Genomic DNA, 16,212 nt, shown 5'->3' on the forward strand with positions numbered 1-16,212 from the left:
CTGGGGGCCCAGTGCCCTCAGAACGCCCCCGAAGCGCCCGCGCGGGCGGCCGTTGCTAGGGTTTCCGGCGGCAGAGGTTCCTTCAGAGGCTCTAGGTAAGAGGTAACACGCATGTCGAGTGGCAGCCACGCGGGACGCGCGAAGTCCTGGGTCGCCGTAACCGTGATCTTCATCGGTTTCGCCGTGGGCGGCGTGGCGCTGTGCGTCGGTCCGAACTGGCCCATGTTCTGGGGCGGCGCGGCCGTGGTCCTGCTCGGCGGCGTGGTGGCCTTCCTGGCCGACATCATGACCGACGTCGTGATCGACGAGCCGCGCCAGCAGGTCGTTCCCGCCCCCTCGCGAACCTCCTCCGCCTCCTGAGTCACGTCCCGGACCGGGCCGCCGAGGCTCGGAGTGGGAATCCCGCCCGCCACCACGTACCGTCAAGGGTGCTCGGCCGTCTAGGACGACCCCGGCACAAGGTGGTGGGATGGCCCTTCGATTCGGTGTCGAAGAGGAGTACTTCGTCGTCGATCCAGGTTCCAGGATGGTCGTCCCCCGGGCCGCTTCCGTGGTGGAACGCGCGTCCAGTGAGCTGGGCGAACGCGCCTCGACGGAGCTGATCGCCTTCCTCGCCGAGGCCAAGACCTCGCCGTGCGACGACCTGGGCAAGCTCGAGGACCAGATCCGGTCGATGCGGGCCATGATGGCCGCCGCGGCGGCCGAGGACGACCTGGTCCTGGCGGCGACCGGGACGCCCGTCCTCGGCGAGCCGCTGCCGCCGCCGATCAGCGCGGGCGCCCGCTACGCCGACGGCCTGGCCGTCTACCGGGCGCTGAACGACGACCAGTGCATCTGCTCCTGCCACGTCCACGTCGGGATCACCGACCGGGCGCTGGCCGTCCAGGTGAGCAACCACCTGCGGCCGTGGCTGCCGACGCTGCTGGCGCTCGCCGCCAACTCCCCCTACTGGGCGGGCCGCGACACCGGGCACGCGTGCTGGCGGGTGATGTCGTGGACGCGCTGGCCGGTGGCCGGGCCGCCGCCGTTCCTGGAGTCCCTCCAGCACTTCGAGGACCTGATCGGCACGCTGCTGGACTGCGGCGCCCTGCTCGACCCGGGCACGCTCTTCTGGGACGTACGGCCCTCGTCACGGCTGCCGACCATCGAGGTCAGGCTGGGCGACGTCCCCCTCACCGTGGATCATTCGGTGCTGTTCGCGGCGCTGATCAGGGGCCTGGTGCAGACCGCGCTCGACGCCATCGACGCCGGTGAGCCGCCGCCCAACCCGTCTCCGGAGATCCTGCGGGCGGCCTACTGGCTGGCCTCGCGCGACGGGATGGCGGGCCACGGGATCGACGCGTTCACCGGCCGCCGCGTGCCGTCGCGCCGCCTCGCCGAGACGCTGCTCGACCACGTACGGACCGCGTTGATCGAGAACGGCGACCTCGATCGCGTGACGGGCGTGCTCCGCCGCGTCCTGGACCGCGGCACCGGGGCGGAGCACCAGCGCGCCGCCTTCCGCGAGCGCGACCGCCTGACCGACGTCGTCGACGCCACACTCCTGTCACCCTGCTGGCCGTCAGTCGCCGACTGAACGCCGGATCCCGGCCAATGCCTCGGCCAGCAACCGTTCCCGGCCCTCATCGGCCGCATAGGCGGCCAGCACCGAGCAGATGAAGATCGCCAGCGTCCGCGCCGCGACAGCGGACGGTTCGGATCCGTACTCGGCCAGCAGCGTCGCCCGCGCCCGGCCGCTGAAGCCCGCGTAGGCGAGCGAGAGATCGACCGCCGGATCGGCCACGCACAGGTCGCCCCAGTCGATCACCCCCGACGCGCGGCCCGCCTCGTCCACGAGCAGGTGGCGAACGTGAAGATCGCCGTGACTCACCACGCCCGGACCGCCGGGAGCAGCGGCGTTCGCCGCCTCGGCCAGGAAACGCTCGACGCCAGGATCACGAGACCAGACACCGGCCTTGGCCAGCCCGTCCAGCCGTTCCAGGGCCATGGGCGCGCGCACGGCGGGCTCGCCGCGCCGCAGCGGGTCGTACGGGAGATCCGCGCCGACCTCCGCGACCAGAGCCGGGTCGTGCAGCGCCCGCAGGAACGCCCCGATCCCCCGACCAGCCGCCTCGCGCTCGTCCTCCCCGAGCCTCGACTCCGCCAGCTCGCGCCCCGGGACCAGCCGCCCACCCCAGAATGGCCATGGAAACGTTTCCATCCCCTCGGGGGCGGCCAGCGAGGGCACAGGGATGGGCAGCGGCAGCCGGGGAGCCAGCCGAGGCAGTACGGCGATCTCGCGGGTGACGCCGGGCACGGCGATCTGCCGCCGTGGAAAGCGGAAGATCCAGTCGTCGCCGACCCGCATCACCGTGTTGTCCCAGCCCGTGGCCAGCCGCCGCGCCACTGCTCCGCGCAGCTGCGGGAAGCGCTCTCCCACGAGGGCCGCCGCCTCGTCCTCGGTCACGACCCGTTCCGGCGCCCAGTCGGGCCCGCTCCCACCACTCACGGTCACCGAAGGTACCCGCCTTACTCGCCAGTAGCTTGATGCCCTAACCTGCTGCCCCGAGATCGCTGAGCTCCCCAGCACCGAGGTGGTTCCGTTGCGCAAGACCAAGAACATCGCAGGCCAGGTCGTCGTCGTCACCGGAGCCGCCCGCGGGCTCGGCGCCCTGCTGGCCAAGGGAACGGCCCTGCGCGGCGCCCGCGTGGCCCTCCTCGGCCTCGAACCGGAGGAACTGGCAGCCGCGGCCGAGATCTGCGGCCCGGACGCCCGCTGGTGGGAGGCCGACGTCACCGACGACGCCGCGCTCGCCCGCGTCGCCGCCGAGATCCTCGACCACTACGGGCGCGTTGACATCGTGATCGCCAACGCCGGGATCGCGACCGGCGGCCCGGTGGAGTACTCCGACCCGAAGACGTTCAGCCGCGTCATCGAGGTGAACCTGCTCGGCAGCGTCGCCACCGCCCGAGCGTTCCTGCCCGCCCTGCGCGACAGCCGCGGCTACTTCTTCCAGGTGGCCTCGCTCGCCTCGATCTGCGCGGCCCCGATGATGGCCGCGTACTCCGCCAGCAAGGCGGGCGTGGAGGCGTTCGCGCACTCGCTGCGCGCCGAGACCGTGCACCACGGCGTGGGCGTCGGCGTCGGCTACCTCAGCTGGACCGACACCGACATGGTGCGCGGCGCCGACGAGAACGAGGCCCTGCGGGAGATGCGGGCGGGGCTGCCGTTCCCCGCCAACCGCACCTATCCCCTAGGCCCGACGGTGGAACGCATGATCGACGGTATCTCCGACCGCAGGCCGCACGTCTACGGCCAGGCGTGGCTGCCCGCCATGCAGGCCGTCCGCGGCATCGTCCCCGCGTTCATCACCCGGCACGCGCGCAAGGTCATGGCCCGTCACGAGGCCCACTGGCTCGCCTCCGGGGGCGACAACGACCTTGTCGGCGCGGGCGGTGCCGCCAACTCGCGGACCACGGCCGACACCGCGACCGGTTGACGCCGCTTCGGGTGAACGGGAACGGTCGCGGGCCTTGCGGCCGGTGAGCCAGACGGCGAGCACGACCAGCACGCACCCTCCCACCTGCCACAGGCTCGGGTGCTCGCTGAGGACCAGGGCCCCGACGCCGACCGCGAGGATCGGCTGGAGGAGCAGCAGCGTGCCGCCGACCTCGGCCCGCAGCCGCGTCATGCCCGCTCCGATGAACAGCCAGCCGAACACCTGCCCGGTCATGGCGAGCGAGGCGAGCCACCCCATCGCGGTCCACCCGGGGGTGAGGTCCAGGCCGTGCCAGGGAAGGTCAACGATCGCAGCGGCCATCGCGGCGGCGATGGTGGCGAACATGAGCGACTGAAAGCGGTGCCCCGAGCCCGTCCCCCCGGACCGCGAAAGGAAGAGGAATCCCGCGTAGGCGACACCGGCGCCGCCCGCGTAGAGCACGCCCAGCCGGGGATCGCCGCCGATCGCGTGACCGTCCAGCAGGCCGCCCGCCAGCGCGACCCCGCCGAGCATCACCGGTACGGCCGCCGCGAACCGCCGGGTCGGGCGTTCGCCGAACGCCGCCCAGGTCAGCAACGGGACGACGACCACCTGCACGTTCACCAGGATGGTCGAGATGCCCGCGCCGACCTCGTTGATCGCGGCGCCCCACAGCAGCAGGTCGACGCCCAGGAACGCGCCCGCCATCAGGTCGGTCCGGCGCCGCGCGGACGGCCCGAGCCGCCGCCACTCCATCACCGCCAGCGGAACCAGCACGGGCAGCGCCAGCAGGCATCGGTAGAAGCCGGCTGTCCCGGCCGAGGCGCCCGAGAGCTTGACGAACATGGCGGAGACCGAGATGCACACGGCACCCGCGATCACCAGGATCCGGGGGTCGATCTTCTGCATACGTCCCACGGTGCCGTGCGGTACCAGTAAGCACAAGCGAATGTTTCTTCATGCCATTCGGTAGCATTACTACCGTGTTCAATCTCGACCGTCTCCGCGCCCTGCACGCCGTGTCGGTCCACGGGACCGTGGCCGCCGCGGCGGAATCCCTGCATGTGACGCCATCCGGTGTATCCCAGCAGCTGGCCAAGCTCGAACGTGAGACAGGCCATCAGCTCCTGGAGCCGCAGGGCCGAGGGGTCCGGCTCACTCGCGCCGGTCAGGTCCTCGCCGGTCACGCCGGACGCATCCTCGCCCTGGCGGCGGAGGCCCAGGCCGAATTGGACGGGCTGGGCGGCGAGGCCGTCGGGCCGGTGCGGATCGGCTCGTTCATCACCGCCGCCCGCTCCATTCTCATCAGCGCGCTGGGGGTCCTGCGCGAACGGCATCCCCGGCTGTCCCCCACCCTCGACGAGGGCGAGGCCGAACGGCTGCTGCCCGAGCTCGTGCGCGGAGACCTGGACATCGCCGTGATCGAGAGCTGGGACAGCCTGCCGACGACGGTGCCCGCCTCGGTCACGCTCACCTCGCTGTTCCGCGACGTCATCGATGTCGCGCTGCCCGCCTCGCACCCGCTCGCGCGCCGCCGCGTCATCGACCTCTGCGAGCTGAACGACCTGCCGTGGGCGAGCTGGACCGCGGGCAGCACCTGCCAGATGCAGATCGTCCAGACGCTCCGCGAGAACAACATCGACCCGCACATCGCCTGCAAGGTAGCCGACTACAGCACGCAGCTGGCGTTCGTCGCCGCCGGCAACGCCGCCGCGCTCATCCCCCGCCTCGGCCGCGACCCGATCCCCGACGGCGTCCGCATCGTCGCGACGCGCAAGCCCGTGCACCGGCAGGTGCTGGCGGTCTGGCGCACCGGCGCGGAGAGCCCGGTGATCGCCGCGTGCCTGGAGGCGCTCCAGGCCGTGAGCCCTCGGCCGGAATCGAACCGGCGGCCTTCCCTTTACGAGAGGGATGCTCTGACCAACTGAGCCACGAAGGCATTCGCGCCATTCGAGTGAAGCCCGACACGCCGCGGAACGGCAAATGAATTTCGCAGTTCCACCCCGACCACCGCTAGTGACAGTCCCTGCTCAGAGCTAGCTTGGAAGAGGAAGTACGACGTGGGGTCGAGGAACAGATGCCGTACGACAGCCGGGACCGGGCCTGGTTTCACAGTCAGTTCATGTCGTTGTCGGTCCGCAAGACCGGCTTCGAATGGCAGGACTTCGTCAACGATCTCATGCACGCCGTTCATCCCGGCGAGTTCATCGCGGTCGATCCCTCCGGCCGTGGCGACAAGGGATGCGACGGCTGGGTCGGCGGTCTCATGCTCGCCTGCTACGGCGCGACGACGCCCAACCAGCGCCGCGTGGCCCAGAAGGTGCAGAGCGACTTCGCCACCGCGCTGCGCTACTGGGGCGAGCACATGGAGCGCTGGGCGTTCGTGCACAACAACGCCAACGGGCTCCCGGAGATGGCGGCGCGCGCGGTCATGGACCTGCGCAGGCGGCACGGCGACTCGGTCAAGATCGAGGTCTGGCCACCGCAGGTGCTCTGGAACCACTGCGCGTTCCTGCCCCGCGAGAGCCTGGCCACCGTCATCGGCTCGCCGCCGTCCGACCATCCGGCCGGGATGACCTATGTGGCGCGGTGCGTCGAGTCGCTGGCGCGCACCCGGCTGCCGCCCGACACCGGCCCGGTCTGGGAGGTCGCGTTCGGCAAGATCGAGCACAACGGCTTCGGCACCGAGGTCACCGATCTGATCAAGCGCTTCCAGGCGCACACCGGTCATGTCCGCTACTACTTCACCTTCGCCTCCCCGGGCGAGCAGGCCCAGGTCAAGGAGAACCTGCTCGGCCGCTTCGCCGGCCACCGCGCCGCCCTGGAGTCCTCGGACGCGGTGTTCCACGCCCTCTGCGACGACCTGGTCGACGAGGCGTTCGGAACGACGGGCGGCTCAAGCACTACGGGCTGCTCGAACAGTCCGGGCGCGCATCTGCCCGACAAGGCCCAGCAGCGCAGCGCAGCGCTGATGGTCGTCACCCATTTCTTCGAGTCATGCGAGATCTTCGAGTCGCCGCAGGAGGAGCGCCGTGCTGCTTCCTTCTAAGGCCATCGCCACCGACCAGGCACTGCTGGCGGTCGGCGCCCAGATTCTGGTCCAGCTGGAACGCCCCCACAGCGTGAGCGTGACCTGGGACCGGCTGCTGGCATGGCGGTCGGTCTGCGGCATGCAGTCGGCGCTGCCGTTCTGGTGGTTCTCCCTGGCCCTCGACGTCCTCTTCGCGCTCGGCCTGGTCGAGTTGCGCGACGGGGAGCTGATGAGGAAGACCATTGCTTCACGAGCTGACGAGTGACCTGTCCGACTTCCCCCCGCTCCACCTCGACGACGGCCTCAACATCGCCCCGGCCCGCATCGGCGGCGCCGGGACCGGCCTCACGCGCCTGCTGGACTTCCTGCTGGGCGCGGAGGTCAGAATCGGTCACCCGCTGCGCCGCCCCGAGCTGACGCACTCCCGGTTCCGGCTGACGCTGGATCTGTCGCGCCGCCCGCGCCGGGTCACGCGCAGCGCGGACGAGCTCGCCAAGGTGCGGGTGGACGAGGAGGAGCTGCGGCTCCAGCAGTTCCGCGGCTACCTCGGCGAGGAGCTGTTCGCCCTGACCGGCGAGGGCAACGAGCCCTCGTTCCGGTCCGTGGTGGCCTACTACGTCAGGGACGCCACGGTCGGCGGATTCGTGTCCCCGACCGAGACCTACCGCAAGCAGCGCACGATGGACAGCCAGCCCGCGCTCGCCCACCTGTTCGCGCTGGACGTGGACCTGGTGGCGAAGGTGCGGGAGGTCACCGAGACCGACCGCGACCTGCGCGAGCTCCGCCGGGCCGCCAAGGATTCTGTGATGGGCATGGCCCTCGGCCGCGGCAACGACCTCGACGCGCAGATCCGCTCCGTTCAGGAGCATCGCGACGCGATCGCGGCTGAGCTGGCCGGGTTCCGGATGGCCGGCGCCTACGCGCGCCATCGCGAACGGGCCGACGAGCTCAGCCGCGCCATCCGCAAGATCAACGACCATCTGGCCGTCATCGAGCGGCAGGCACGCGACCTGGAGGCGACCATGTCGGGCGACTCCGCCGAGCAGCCCGACCGCTCCTACCTGGACGAGGTCTACCGGCAGCTGGGCGTGGTCCTGCCCGGGCAGGTGATTCGCCGCTTCGACGAGGTGGAGGCGTTCCACCATTCGGTCGTCGCCAACCGGCGCCGGTACCTGGAGGCCGAGCTCGCCCGGCTGCGCCGCGACGTGGCGCGCGAGGAGAGCGAGCTGGCGCGGCTCGACGAGGAACGCGCCGACCTGATGCGGCTGCTGGAGGCCGACGGCGCGCTGGACTCCTACGCCGAGCTGCAGCGGCAGATCTCGCTGCTGGACGGCCGGCTCAGCGAGCTGATCGAACGGCGGGCGATCGTGGACCGCTGGGGCAACGCGGGCCGCCACCTGCGGCTGCGCTCGACCGAGCTGGAGATGCAGGTCAGCGCCGACCTGCACGACCGGCGGTCGCGCATCGCGGAGATCTCGGGCCGGTACGCCTCGTACGCGCGCCGCCTCTACGGCGAGGACCGGCCGGCCGGGCTGACGATCGAGGCCCGGCGGTCGGGCTACAAGTTCGTGCCGGTGATCGAGGGCGAGACCACCGAGGCGGGCCGGGCGATGGCGCTGCTCTGCTTCGACCTGTGCATGGCGGTGACCGCCAAGCGTTCGGGGCACGGGCCCGACTTCCTGGTCCACGACGGGCGGCTGTTCAACCCGGTGAGCGCGCCCGAGATGGTCTCGGCGCTGCGGCTGGCCGAGCACGTGTGCCGGTCCGAGGGCCTGCAGTACGTCGCGGCGCTCACCCCCGGCCAGCTGAACGAGGCGTCCGCCGCCGGCTTCCCGGTGCGCGGATGAACGGACTGAGCATCAATCGCGCGGCTGGGCGATCATCCGCTTGAACGCGCGGGTGGTCACGACCGGGACGCCGTAGATGCGCGCCCGGCGCGCCTTCTGCGACATCGTGTCCGGGTCGGCGGCGACCAGCAGCCTGACCTCCTTGGTCACGCGCGGATGCGGGACGTAGCCCGCCTGCCGCGCCCGCGACTCCCAGACCTCGCGCGGGACCTCGGCCTCGCCGGTGAACGCGACCAGGTCGCCGGGCTGCAGCCGGTAGCGCCGTACCTCCCGTTCGGCACCCGCGGCGGCACGGTCGAGCGCCTCGTCGACCGCGTCCGGCGGCAGATCCAGCAGCCCCGCGACCCGCGCCAGTTCATCGCGTTCGCGCGCGTCCACCGCGCCCTCGGCGATCGCGGAACGGGCGAGCGCGGCGAGGTAGTCGCGGTGCAGGCGGTGCAGGTCGCCCCAGCTCAGCCCTATCCCGTTGGCGAACTCGGCGAGCGCGTCACCGGCCGTCGGCGAGATGTCACGGTCGAGCAGCACCCGGTCGAGCAGGTCGAGGTAGGTGTCGGCGCCTGCGGGCTCGGCGACCCTGGGCAGGGTGTCCAGGACGCGCGCGAGGAAGTGCGCGTCGCGGTCGGCCGAGACGCCGCGCCGCACGGCCTGCGCGGTCGACGCGGGCAGGTCCGGCCACGACCGCTGCGCCGCGAGCACGTCCGCCCACGGAAGGTCCGCGCCCGCCGCGTTGCCGAGCCGGATGTAGTGGCGCAGCAGCCCCGCGGCGGCACGGGTGTCGACCAGCGCGTCGTGGTGGCCTTCGAGCGGGACCTCGGCGACCGCGCAGCATCCGGCGAGGTTGCGCGGCGCCTCGGGGATGAAGTGCGGCGCCCACGTCATCGTGCAGACGCCGGACCGGACGGCGAGCGGGGCCGCCACGCCCATCCGGGTGAACTCGCTCGCCAGGAACATCGCGTCGAACCGCAGGTTGTGCGCGACGACGACGCGCCCCCGCAGCAGCCCGGCGATCGTTCCGGCGAGGGCCTCGAACGGCGGCGCGTGCCGTACGTCGGCGGCCGTGATGCGGTGGATGCGCTGGGGCCCGAGGTCGCGCCCCGGGTTGACCAGCGATCCCCATTCGCCGGTGATCTCACCGGCCGTGTCGGTCTGGACGATGCCCACCTCGATCACGCGATCGTGGTGGGCAGGCCTCAGCCCGGTGGTCTCGACGTCGACCACCGCGTAACCACTCGGACCCATATGGTCATGGTCCCGCAGAAACCGTCACCTCACACCACCATCCAGTCCAGGACCGGCGTGGACTGCAGCCAGACCAGCACGCACATCACGACCAGCAGCAGGACGCTCCAGCCGAACACTCGCCGGAACAGCGTGCCCTCCTGGCCGACGAGCCCGACCGCGGCGGTGCCGATCGCCAGGTTCTGCGGCGAGATCATCTTGGCCATCACGCCGCCCGAGCCGTTCGCGGCACCGAAGAGGATCGGCGACTCCCCCACCTGTTTGGCGGCGGTGACCTGCAGGTTGGCGAACAGCGCGTTCGCTCCCGCGTCGGTGCCGGTGACCGCGACGCCGAGCCAGCCGACGACCGGCGACAGCAGCGCGAACCAGGTGCCCGCCTTGGCCAGCCACAGGCCGAGCGTGGAGATCTGGCCGGACAGGTTCATCACGTACGAGAGCGCGAAGACGCACAGGATCGTGATGATGGCCCAGCCGAACTGCCGGATCGTCTCCGCGTAGGTCCGCGCCGCCGACAGCACGCCGATCCGCAGCACGATCAGCGTGAGCAGCCCGGACAGGAACAGCAGCGACCCCGTGGCGCCCAGATAGTTGAGCGTGTAGACGGTGTTGGCGGCCTTGCCCGACGGCGTCTGGATGTGCAGGCCCGGCCAGTCGAACGTCCACACGCCGTGATCGGTGAGCCAGTTCTTCACCGCGTCGATCTGCGCGATCGAGAAGACCACCACGATGATGGCGTACGGCGCGAAGGCCTTGATGACGTCGGCCCGCGAGTCGCCCTGCGGATCGCCGACGCGGCGGGTGAACGCGGGGTCCTCGACGGCGCCGCCCGCGATCACCGGCGGCGCGGCGGGCCCCGCCGCTCCCGGCGCTCCGGCCGCGGCGGGCTTCCAGACGCGGTTGAGCAGGACGATGGCGACGGCCGAGGCGATCGCCGCGAAGATGTCGGTCAGCTTGTACGACCAGTAGTTGGCGAAGGCGAACTGGCAGACCGAGAAGGTCAGCCCGGCGGTGAGCGCGGCGGGCCAGGTCTCGCGGACGCCGCGCCACCCGCCGACGATGCCGACCAGGATGAACGGCACGAAGACGGCCAGGAGCGGCGTCTGGCGGCCCGCCATCGCGCCGTAGTCGTCGGGCGACAGGCCCGTGACGGTGCCGAGGATCGTGATCGGGTTGCCGAGCCCGCCGAAGGCGACCGGCGCGGTGTCGGCGACGAGCGCGACGGCCGCCGCGCGCATCGGGTCCAGGCCGAGCGCGACCAGCATGACCGCGCAGATCGCCACCGGCGAGCCGCCGCCCGCGAGCGCCTCGATCAGCGCGCCGAAGGAGAAGGCGATGACGATCGCCTGCACGCGCTGGTCGTCGCTGATGGCGGCGAACGATCGGCGCAGCACGGCGAAGTGCCCGGTCTTGACGGTCAGGTTGTAGATCCAGATGGCGTTGAAGGTGATCCACAGGACCAGCAGCACGCTCAGCGCGGCGCCGAACGCGGCGGAGTCCAGCGCCTGCCGCAGCGGCATGCCGTAGGTGAACAGGGCGACGCCCAGCGCGGCGACGAGCCCGGCGAGCCCGGCCCACTGCGCCTTCCAGCGCAGCCCGCCGAGCAGCACGAGCAGCACCACGATGGGCACCGCCGCCAGCAGTGCGGACGCGGTCAGGGACCCGGTCGGGTCAAGGTCTTGGCGGTACAACGCGCACCTCCCACGGTGAACGACCCCGAGGCGTAGCGTTCTGTCTTACGGAACGCTATTCTGTGACGCGGACCTCATCGTGGCATCAAGACGCGACCCTGGGAAGGGGCTCCGGCAGATGAAAAACCTGGAGATCAGGCACGCGACCCACCCCGATCAGCTCCCCGGCCTGGACACCGAGGGGTTGCGCGGGCACTACCTGGTCGAGGGGCTCTTCCCGCCGGGCGAGGTCCGCGCGGTCTACTCCCACCACGACCGGACGGTGATCGGCGGCGTCTCGCCGCGTACCCCGGTCGCGCTGCCCGCGTTCGACCCGCTGCGCTCGGAGTACTTCTGCGAACGCCGCGAGCTGGGGATCGTCAACGTCGGCGGGCCCGGGATCGTCCGGGTCGACGGCACCGAGTACGAGCTCGCGCACCGCGACTGCCTCTACGCCGGCCGCGGCTCCCGCGACATCGTCTTCGAGTCGTCCGGCCCCGACGGCGACCCGGCGCGCTTCTACCTGATGTCCACCCCGGCGCACGCCGGGCACCCCACCCGGCTGGCCCGCCACAAGGACACGATGGGCGTACGGCTGGGCTCGGCGGAGGGCTCCAACGACCGGACGCTCTACAAGTACATCCACGCGGACGGGATCCGCAGCTGCCAGCTCGTCCTCGGCGTGACCGTGCTGGAGCCGGGCTCGATGTGGAACACGATGCCGTGCCACACCCACGACCGGCGCACCGAGGCCTACCTGTACTTCGACCTGCCGCCCGAGCACCGGATCGTGCACCTGATGGGCCGCCCAGACCAGACGCGCAACATCATCGTGGCGAACGAGCAGGCCGTGATCTCGCCGAGCTGGTCGGTCCACTTCGGCTTCGGGACGGCCGGCTATGCGTTCGTGTGGGCGATGGCCGGGGAGAACCAGGCGTTCGACGACATGAACCACGTCGCCATCCCGGAGCTCCGATGAGCGATGCGGGCGCGGGCGACTCGAGCGCAGACGCGGACGGCGCGGGCGACGCGCTCTTCCGGCTCGACGGCCGTACGGCCCTGGTCACCGGGGCACGCGGCGGGATCGGCCGGGCGATCGCCGTCGCGCTCGCCCGCGCGGGCGCCGACCTGATCCTGCTCGGCCGTACGGACGACATGACCGCCACCGCCGAGCTCGTCAGGGACGCGGGCCGCGACGCCGAGACCGTGGCGCTGGACCTCAGCTCTCCGCCCGAGACCATCACGGCCGCGGCCGCGGAGATCCTGGGCCGCCGCCGGGTCGACATCCTGGTCAACAACGCGGGCGTGATCCATCGCGGCGCGGCCGAGGACCTGGACTTCGCCGCGTGGCGCGGCGTGCTGTCGGTCGATCTGGACGCGGTGTTCCTGCTGTCACAGGCGTTCGGGCGGGCCATGGCCGAACGCGGGCACGGCAAGATCATCTCGATCGCGTCGCTGCTGTCGTTCCAGGGCGGGGTCCGGGTCGCCGCCTACGCCGCCGCCAAGCACGGCGTCGCCGGGCTCACCCGTGCGCTCTGCAACGAGTGGGCGGGCCGGGGCGTCCAGGTGAACGCGATCGCCCCCGGGTACGTCGCGACTGACAACACGCGCCCGCTCCGGGAGGATGGGGACCGGTCGGCGGCGATCGAGGCACGGATCCCGGCCGGACGCTGGGGCACCCCGGACGATCTGGCGGGGGCGGCCGTGTTCCTCGCCGCACCGGCCTCCGGCTACGTCAACGGGCACGTGCTCGTCGTGGACGGGGGCTGGATGGCGCGATGAACCAGGAGGGGGCCGAGTGAAGTCCAGGCCGGGCGGCGGCAACGCCACCGAGAAGATCCTCGCCGTGCTGCAGGCGCTGGCCGAGCACGAGCGGATCGTGGACATCGCCAAGGCCACCGACCTGCCCAAGTCCACCGTGCACCGCATCCTGCAGTCGCTGGTGGAGCACGAGTTCGCGCTGAACGCCGGGGACGGCCGCTACCTCGGCGGGCCGCGGATCCTCACGCTCGCGGGCAGGCTCATGAGCAGCTTCGACCCGGCCCAGCACGCCGACGGGACGCTCCGGACGCTCCGCGAGGAGACCGGCTACACCGTGCACTTCGGCCTGCTGGCCGGGGACGAGGCGGTCTACGCGGCCAAGGTCGAGGGCAAGAAGCCGTACCACATGCCCTCCCGAGTCGGGATGAGCATCCGGCTGCACACGACCGCCATCGGCAAGGCGATCATGGCGGCGATGCCCGACGACGCCGTGCGCGCGCTTCTGGACCGCACCGGCATGGAGGGCCGCACGCCCAAGTCGATCACCGACCCCGAGGGGCTGCTGGCCGACCTCGCCGCGATCCGGGCGCGCGGCTACTCGATCGACGACGAGGAGAACGAGCCGGGCATCCGCTGCGTCGGCGCCGTGGTCTTCGACCACACCGGGCGGCCGTCGGGCGCGGTCAGCTTGTCCACGCTGTCGATGGAGCCCTGGCAGTCGCCGCTGGACGAGCTGGGCGGCCAGGTGCGCCGCGCCGCCGCGGAGATCTCGGCCTCGCTCGGGGCTCCCCGCGACGCCCCCCACGACGCTCCCGTCACCTGATCAAGCGCCGTCCCGGATCATCTCGATCGCCTTCTCGATCCGGCGCTGCCGGGTCTCGGGCTTCTTCGCGCCCTCGACGGCCATCACGTGCTGGCGCCGGTGGCTGAAGGCCAGCCGGTCGTAGGCGGCCCGTACGGCCGGGTCGGCGTCGAGCGCCGCGGCGAAGTCGGCGGGCTCCTCCACCACCCGCGGCTCCTCGTCCAGCTCCACGTCGACCTCGACCTGGTCACCGGCCTCGATCCCGCTTCCGGCGCGGTGCGCAGCGCTGATCCCGATGAGGATCTGGCCGCGCATGAGCGCGATGCGGCTGCGCCAGGTGTGCCCGTTGATCGTGATGACGACGGGCGGGCGCCTGCCCCCGCCGAGTGCCTCGACGACCTCGGCGGGGACCTCCACGCCCGTGGCGTTGCCGGACGGGATGACGGTGGCGGTGAATCTCATGCCGGGTTCTGCGCCAGGCCGATGACGTTGCCGTCGGCGTCCTTCAGCGTCGCGATCAGCTTGCCGCCGCCCACGTCGCGGGGCTCGTCGATGGTCTGCGCGCCCGCGTCCACCAGGGTCTTGACGGTCCCGGCGATGTCGTCGACGTCGTGGTAGGCGATCGGGCCGGTCATCCCCTTCTTGTGCCCGTTCGGGTCCAGGCCGATGTCCTGGGCGCCGAGCTTGTAGCCGACGTAGTAGACCTCGTCGGCGTAGGGCTCCACCCCGACCAGGGCGCCGTAGACGGCCTTGGCCGCGTCCAGGTCCTTGACCGGGTAGATGATCGTGTTAACGCCGTTGTTCATGAGAACTCCCTGCTAGAAGGTGGTTTCCGGTCCGTCTGGCGGCCGTGGTCCCACGTTATGAGGAATGCCTCGCCGGAGGCTTCTCCATTCCTGATCGGTGGGCTCATTTCCGCCGGGCCTTCAAGATCACGAACTTGGGGTTGGAGGCCACGGTGGCGCAGTTGCCGAAGATCCTGCGCAGCTTCACGTGGTAGCCCAGGTGGCGGTTGCCGACGACCCACAGCTCCCCGCCCGGTGCCAGCGCGTGCCGGGCGCCGGTGAACATGCGCCAGGCGGTGGCGTCCGTGGTCGCCTGGTGGGAGTGGAACGGGGGGTTGTTCAGCACCAGGTCCGCCGAGCCGGCGGCCCGTGCGGACAGCCCGTCCCCGGTGCCGAACTCCGCCTTCCCATCGACGTTCGCCGCGTAGGTGGCCTCCGCCGACGCCACCGCCTGGAACGACTCGTCGGTGAACAGCACCTCGGCCCGCGGATGGGCCAGCGCCGCGGCCATGCCGACCACGCCGTTGCCGCAGCCCAGGTCGACGATGCGCTCGAAGTCGCGGCCGTCGGGGAGGTTCTGCAGGAAGAACCGGGTCCCGATGTCCAGCCGGTCGGCGCAGAAGATCCCCGCGTGGTTGACCACCGTGCGCCCGGAGGCGATCCCCACCCCGTCCGGCAGGTCGTACGAGAGGGGCCACGGGCTCGGCGCCCTGGCGATCTCCGGGTCGGGCGCGCAGAAGATCAGCCGGGCCTTCCGTACCGCCGGCGACGTCCGCGTCGGCCCGATGATCGTCTCGAACAGCCGCAGGGTGGAGGTGTGGATCTCCTTGGCCATGCCCGTTCCGACGACGACCGTCCCGGCGTGGACGGCGGGCGCCAGCCGGTGCAGCTGATCCTCCAGCAGCGCCAGGCTCTTGGGCACCCGCACCAGCAGCACGTCGATCCGGCCGGGCGGAGTGTCCCGCGTGGTCAGGAGCCGTACGGCGTCCGTGCCCGCCATGCCCGCCCCGGCGCGCTCGAGGTTCTTGCGCGTGGCGGCCTGGCCGAGCCAGGAGTCGGTGATCTGTGTGGGACGGCATCCGGCGAGCGCCGTCGTCAGGGCGCCCCACCGGTCGCCGAGGACGACCACGGCCCCCTCGAGGGCCACCTGCGCCTCGTCGAGGTGGCGCAGCAGATATTCGTCCGCGGCGTCCCAGGCACGCAGCCGCGGATCATCGGGAAAGCGGGTGAGGTCGAATTCACCCCGCGTCGTCACCAGCCGTTCCATCGCCTGGTCAGGCTATCGGTCACGCCCTCACCCACCGCCCGGTGGCCCGGACCACAGCGACATGTCCGCATAGATCGCTATTTGGGGGGCAGGCGGCTCGACGTACGACCTATCTCGTACACGGGAAGGAGGACCTCATGGGGTTCTTCGACAAGTTCAAGAACAAGGCTCAGAAGGCCAAGGGACGTCAGAAGGAGGCGGCCGGCCGCAAGTCGGGCGACCCCTACCTCGAGGCGGAGGGCACCAAGGACCGCCTCGCCGGCGGCGCCAAGCAGGTCGGCGAGCAGGCCAAGGACGCCGTCAAGGAAGCCCGCAAGTCCCAGCGGTGATCGGGGATGGTGAGCGAGCCGCGGCA

16 protein-coding genes, 1 tRNA gene and 2 pseudogenes are annotated in these 16,212 nt (G+C 71.5%); 11 read left to right on the forward strand and 8 right to left on the reverse strand.

The window, feature by feature from the left end; all coding sequences use genetic code 11:
* Positions 1-111: 111 nt before the first annotated feature.
* Together J4573_RS40060 and J4573_RS40065 are read left to right on the forward strand one after the other, a co-directional pair.
* The gene (locus J4573_RS40060; protein WP_208261371.1) at positions 112-360 is read left to right on the forward strand and encodes an HGxxPAAW family protein; all 249 of its coding nucleotides are present in this window, start codon (positions 112-114) and stop codon (positions 358-360) included.
* Between the two features lie 109 nt (positions 361-469).
* Positions 470-1,576 carry a carboxylate-amine ligase gene (locus J4573_RS40065; RefSeq protein WP_208261372.1) on the forward strand — a complete coding sequence of 369 codons (1,107 nt, stop codon included), beginning with the start codon at positions 470-472 and terminating at the stop codon, positions 1,574-1,576.
* On the opposite strand, the gene J4573_RS40070 is transcribed toward J4573_RS40065, so the two are convergent.
* Positions 1,562-2,488: a phosphotransferase gene (locus J4573_RS40070; protein WP_307797285.1), complete on the reverse strand. Its 927-nt coding sequence runs from the start codon at positions 2,486-2,488 to the stop codon at positions 1,562-1,564. The two genes, J4573_RS40065 and J4573_RS40070, sit on opposite strands and share 15 nt — an antisense overlap.
* A 94-nt stretch (positions 2,489-2,582) precedes the next feature.
* On the opposite strand from J4573_RS40070, the gene J4573_RS40075 reads away from it, so the two are divergent.
* On the forward strand, positions 2,583-3,479 hold the full coding sequence (locus tag J4573_RS40075; RefSeq protein ID WP_208261374.1) for an SDR family oxidoreductase: 897 nt from the start codon (positions 2,583-2,585) through the stop codon (positions 3,477-3,479).
* 54 nt (positions 3,480-3,533) lie between these two features.
* On the opposite strand, the pseudogene J4573_RS40080 reads toward J4573_RS40075, so the two are convergent.
* A pseudogene (locus J4573_RS40080) lies at positions 3,534-4,367 on the reverse strand (DMT family transporter); the annotation flags it as partial.
* 50 nt (positions 4,368-4,417) lie between these two features.
* On the opposite strand from J4573_RS40080, the pseudogene J4573_RS56395 reads away from it, so the two are divergent.
* Positions 4,418-5,260: pseudogene (locus J4573_RS56395) on the forward strand (LysR family transcriptional regulator); the annotation flags it as partial.
* A 63-nt stretch (positions 5,261-5,323) separates the two neighbouring features.
* Here J4573_RS56395 and J4573_RS40090 read toward each other — a convergent pair.
* Positions 5,324-5,397: transfer RNA gene (locus tag J4573_RS40090), tRNA-Thr, on the reverse strand.
* Between the two features lie 183 nt (positions 5,398-5,580).
* Between J4573_RS40090 and J4573_RS40095 the strand changes: the two genes are divergently transcribed.
* The 3 genes from J4573_RS40095 to J4573_RS40105 are packed head-to-tail and all read left to right on the forward strand — an operon-like array spanning position 5,581 to position 8,336.
* Positions 5,581-6,507, forward strand: coding sequence for an ABC-three component system protein (locus J4573_RS40095; RefSeq protein WP_208261375.1), 927 nt, complete (start codon positions 5,581-5,583; stop codon positions 6,505-6,507).
* Positions 6,491-6,754: an ABC-three component system middle component 6 gene (locus J4573_RS40100; protein WP_208261376.1), complete on the forward strand. Its 264-nt coding sequence runs from the start codon at positions 6,491-6,493 to the stop codon at positions 6,752-6,754. Before J4573_RS40095 ends, J4573_RS40100 begins: the two co-directional genes overlap by 17 nt.
* Positions 6,732-8,336, forward strand: coding sequence for an ABC-three component system protein (locus J4573_RS40105; RefSeq protein WP_208261377.1), 1,605 nt, complete (start codon positions 6,732-6,734; stop codon positions 8,334-8,336). The genes J4573_RS40100 and J4573_RS40105 overlap by 23 nt, the downstream gene beginning before the upstream one ends.
* A gap of 12 nt (positions 8,337-8,348) precedes the next feature.
* On the opposite strand, the gene J4573_RS40110 is transcribed toward J4573_RS40105, so the two are convergent.
* Together J4573_RS40110 and J4573_RS40115 are read right to left on the reverse strand one after the other, a co-directional pair.
* On the reverse strand, positions 8,349-9,575 hold the full coding sequence (locus J4573_RS40110; RefSeq protein ID WP_208261378.1) for an exonuclease domain-containing protein: 1,227 nt from the start codon (positions 9,573-9,575) through the stop codon (positions 8,349-8,351).
* Positions 9,576-9,604: 29 nt separating this feature from the next.
* Complete coding sequence (locus tag J4573_RS40115; protein WP_208261379.1) at positions 9,605-11,263, reverse strand: L-lactate permease; 1,659 nt, start codon at positions 11,261-11,263, stop codon at positions 9,605-9,607.
* A 118-nt stretch (positions 11,264-11,381) separates the two neighbouring features.
* On the opposite strand from J4573_RS40115, the gene kduI reads away from it, so the two are divergent.
* From kduI to J4573_RS56400, 3 genes are read left to right on the forward strand one after another with little or no spacing between them, the layout of a single operon-like run.
* Entirely contained in the window at positions 11,382-12,221 is an 840-nt protein-coding gene (gene kduI / locus J4573_RS40120) for a 5-dehydro-4-deoxy-D-glucuronate isomerase (protein ID WP_208261380.1), read from the forward strand.
* Entirely contained in the window at positions 12,218-13,024 is an 807-nt protein-coding gene (locus J4573_RS40125; protein WP_208261381.1) for an SDR family oxidoreductase, read from the forward strand. The genes kduI and J4573_RS40125 overlap by 4 nt, the downstream gene beginning before the upstream one ends.
* Before the next feature lie 16 nt (positions 13,025-13,040).
* Positions 13,041-13,826 carry an IclR family transcriptional regulator gene (locus J4573_RS56400; protein WP_208261382.1) on the forward strand — a complete coding sequence of 262 codons (786 nt, stop codon included), beginning with the start codon at positions 13,041-13,043 and terminating at the stop codon, positions 13,824-13,826.
* On the opposite strand, the gene J4573_RS40135 is transcribed toward J4573_RS56400, so the two are convergent.
* The 3 genes from J4573_RS40135 to J4573_RS40145 form a co-directional block, all read right to left on the reverse strand.
* A complete protein-coding gene (locus J4573_RS40135; protein WP_208261383.1) occupies positions 13,827-14,267 on the reverse strand; it encodes a YdeI/OmpD-associated family protein in 441 nt (146 codons plus the stop codon).
* Positions 14,264-14,611, reverse strand: coding sequence for a VOC family protein (locus tag J4573_RS40140; protein ID WP_208261384.1), 348 nt, complete (start codon positions 14,609-14,611; stop codon positions 14,264-14,266). The genes J4573_RS40135 and J4573_RS40140 overlap by 4 nt, the downstream gene beginning before the upstream one ends.
* A 103-nt stretch (positions 14,612-14,714) precedes the next feature.
* On the reverse strand, positions 14,715-15,857 hold the full coding sequence (locus J4573_RS40145) for a methyltransferase (RefSeq protein ID WP_208261385.1): 1,143 nt from the start codon (positions 15,855-15,857) through the stop codon (positions 14,715-14,717).
* Between the two features lie 137 nt (positions 15,858-15,994).
* Here J4573_RS40145 and J4573_RS40150 point away from each other — a divergent pair, with 137 nt between their 5' ends.
* Positions 15,995-16,186 (forward strand): CsbD family protein, encoded by a 192-nt coding sequence (locus J4573_RS40150; RefSeq protein ID WP_208261386.1) that lies wholly within the window; start codon positions 15,995-15,997, stop codon positions 16,184-16,186.
* The last annotated feature ends 26 nt before the right edge of the window (positions 16,187-16,212 follow it).

This window comes from Actinomadura barringtoniae (assembly GCF_017573505.1).
Taxonomy (GTDB): Bacteria; Actinomycetota; Actinomycetes; order Streptosporangiales; family Streptosporangiaceae; genus Spirillospora; species Spirillospora barringtoniae.

Bases quoted from the DNA above. Each gene is read 5' to 3' on its own strand.
- J4573_RS40060 (WP_208261371.1), top strand. From the start codon at position 112: ATGTCGAGTGGCAGCCACGCGGGACGCGCGAAGTCCTGGGTCGCCGTA.
- J4573_RS40065 (WP_208261372.1), top strand. From the start codon at position 470: ATGGCCCTTCGATTCGGTGTCGAAGAGGAGTACTTCGTCGTCGATCCA.
- J4573_RS40095 (WP_208261375.1), top strand. From the start codon at position 5,581: ATGTCGTTGTCGGTCCGCAAGACCGGCTTCGAATGGCAGGACTTCGTC.
- J4573_RS40110 (WP_208261378.1), bottom strand. From the start codon at position 9,575: ATGGGTCCGAGTGGTTACGCGGTGGTCGACGTCGAGACCACCGGGCTG.
- kduI (WP_208261380.1), top strand. From the start codon at position 11,382: ATGAAAAACCTGGAGATCAGGCACGCGACCCACCCCGATCAGCTCCCC.
- J4573_RS40125 (WP_208261381.1), top strand. From the start codon at position 12,218: ATGAGCGATGCGGGCGCGGGCGACTCGAGCGCAGACGCGGACGGCGCG.
- J4573_RS40135 (WP_208261383.1), bottom strand. From the start codon at position 14,267: ATGAGATTCACCGCCACCGTCATCCCGTCCGGCAACGCCACGGGCGTG.
- J4573_RS40140 (WP_208261384.1), bottom strand. From the start codon at position 14,611: ATGAACAACGGCGTTAACACGATCATCTACCCGGTCAAGGACCTGGAC.
- J4573_RS40145 (WP_208261385.1), bottom strand. From the start codon at position 15,857: ATGGAACGGCTGGTGACGACGCGGGGTGAATTCGACCTCACCCGCTTT.
- J4573_RS40150 (WP_208261386.1), top strand. From the start codon at position 15,995: ATGGGGTTCTTCGACAAGTTCAAGAACAAGGCTCAGAAGGCCAAGGGA.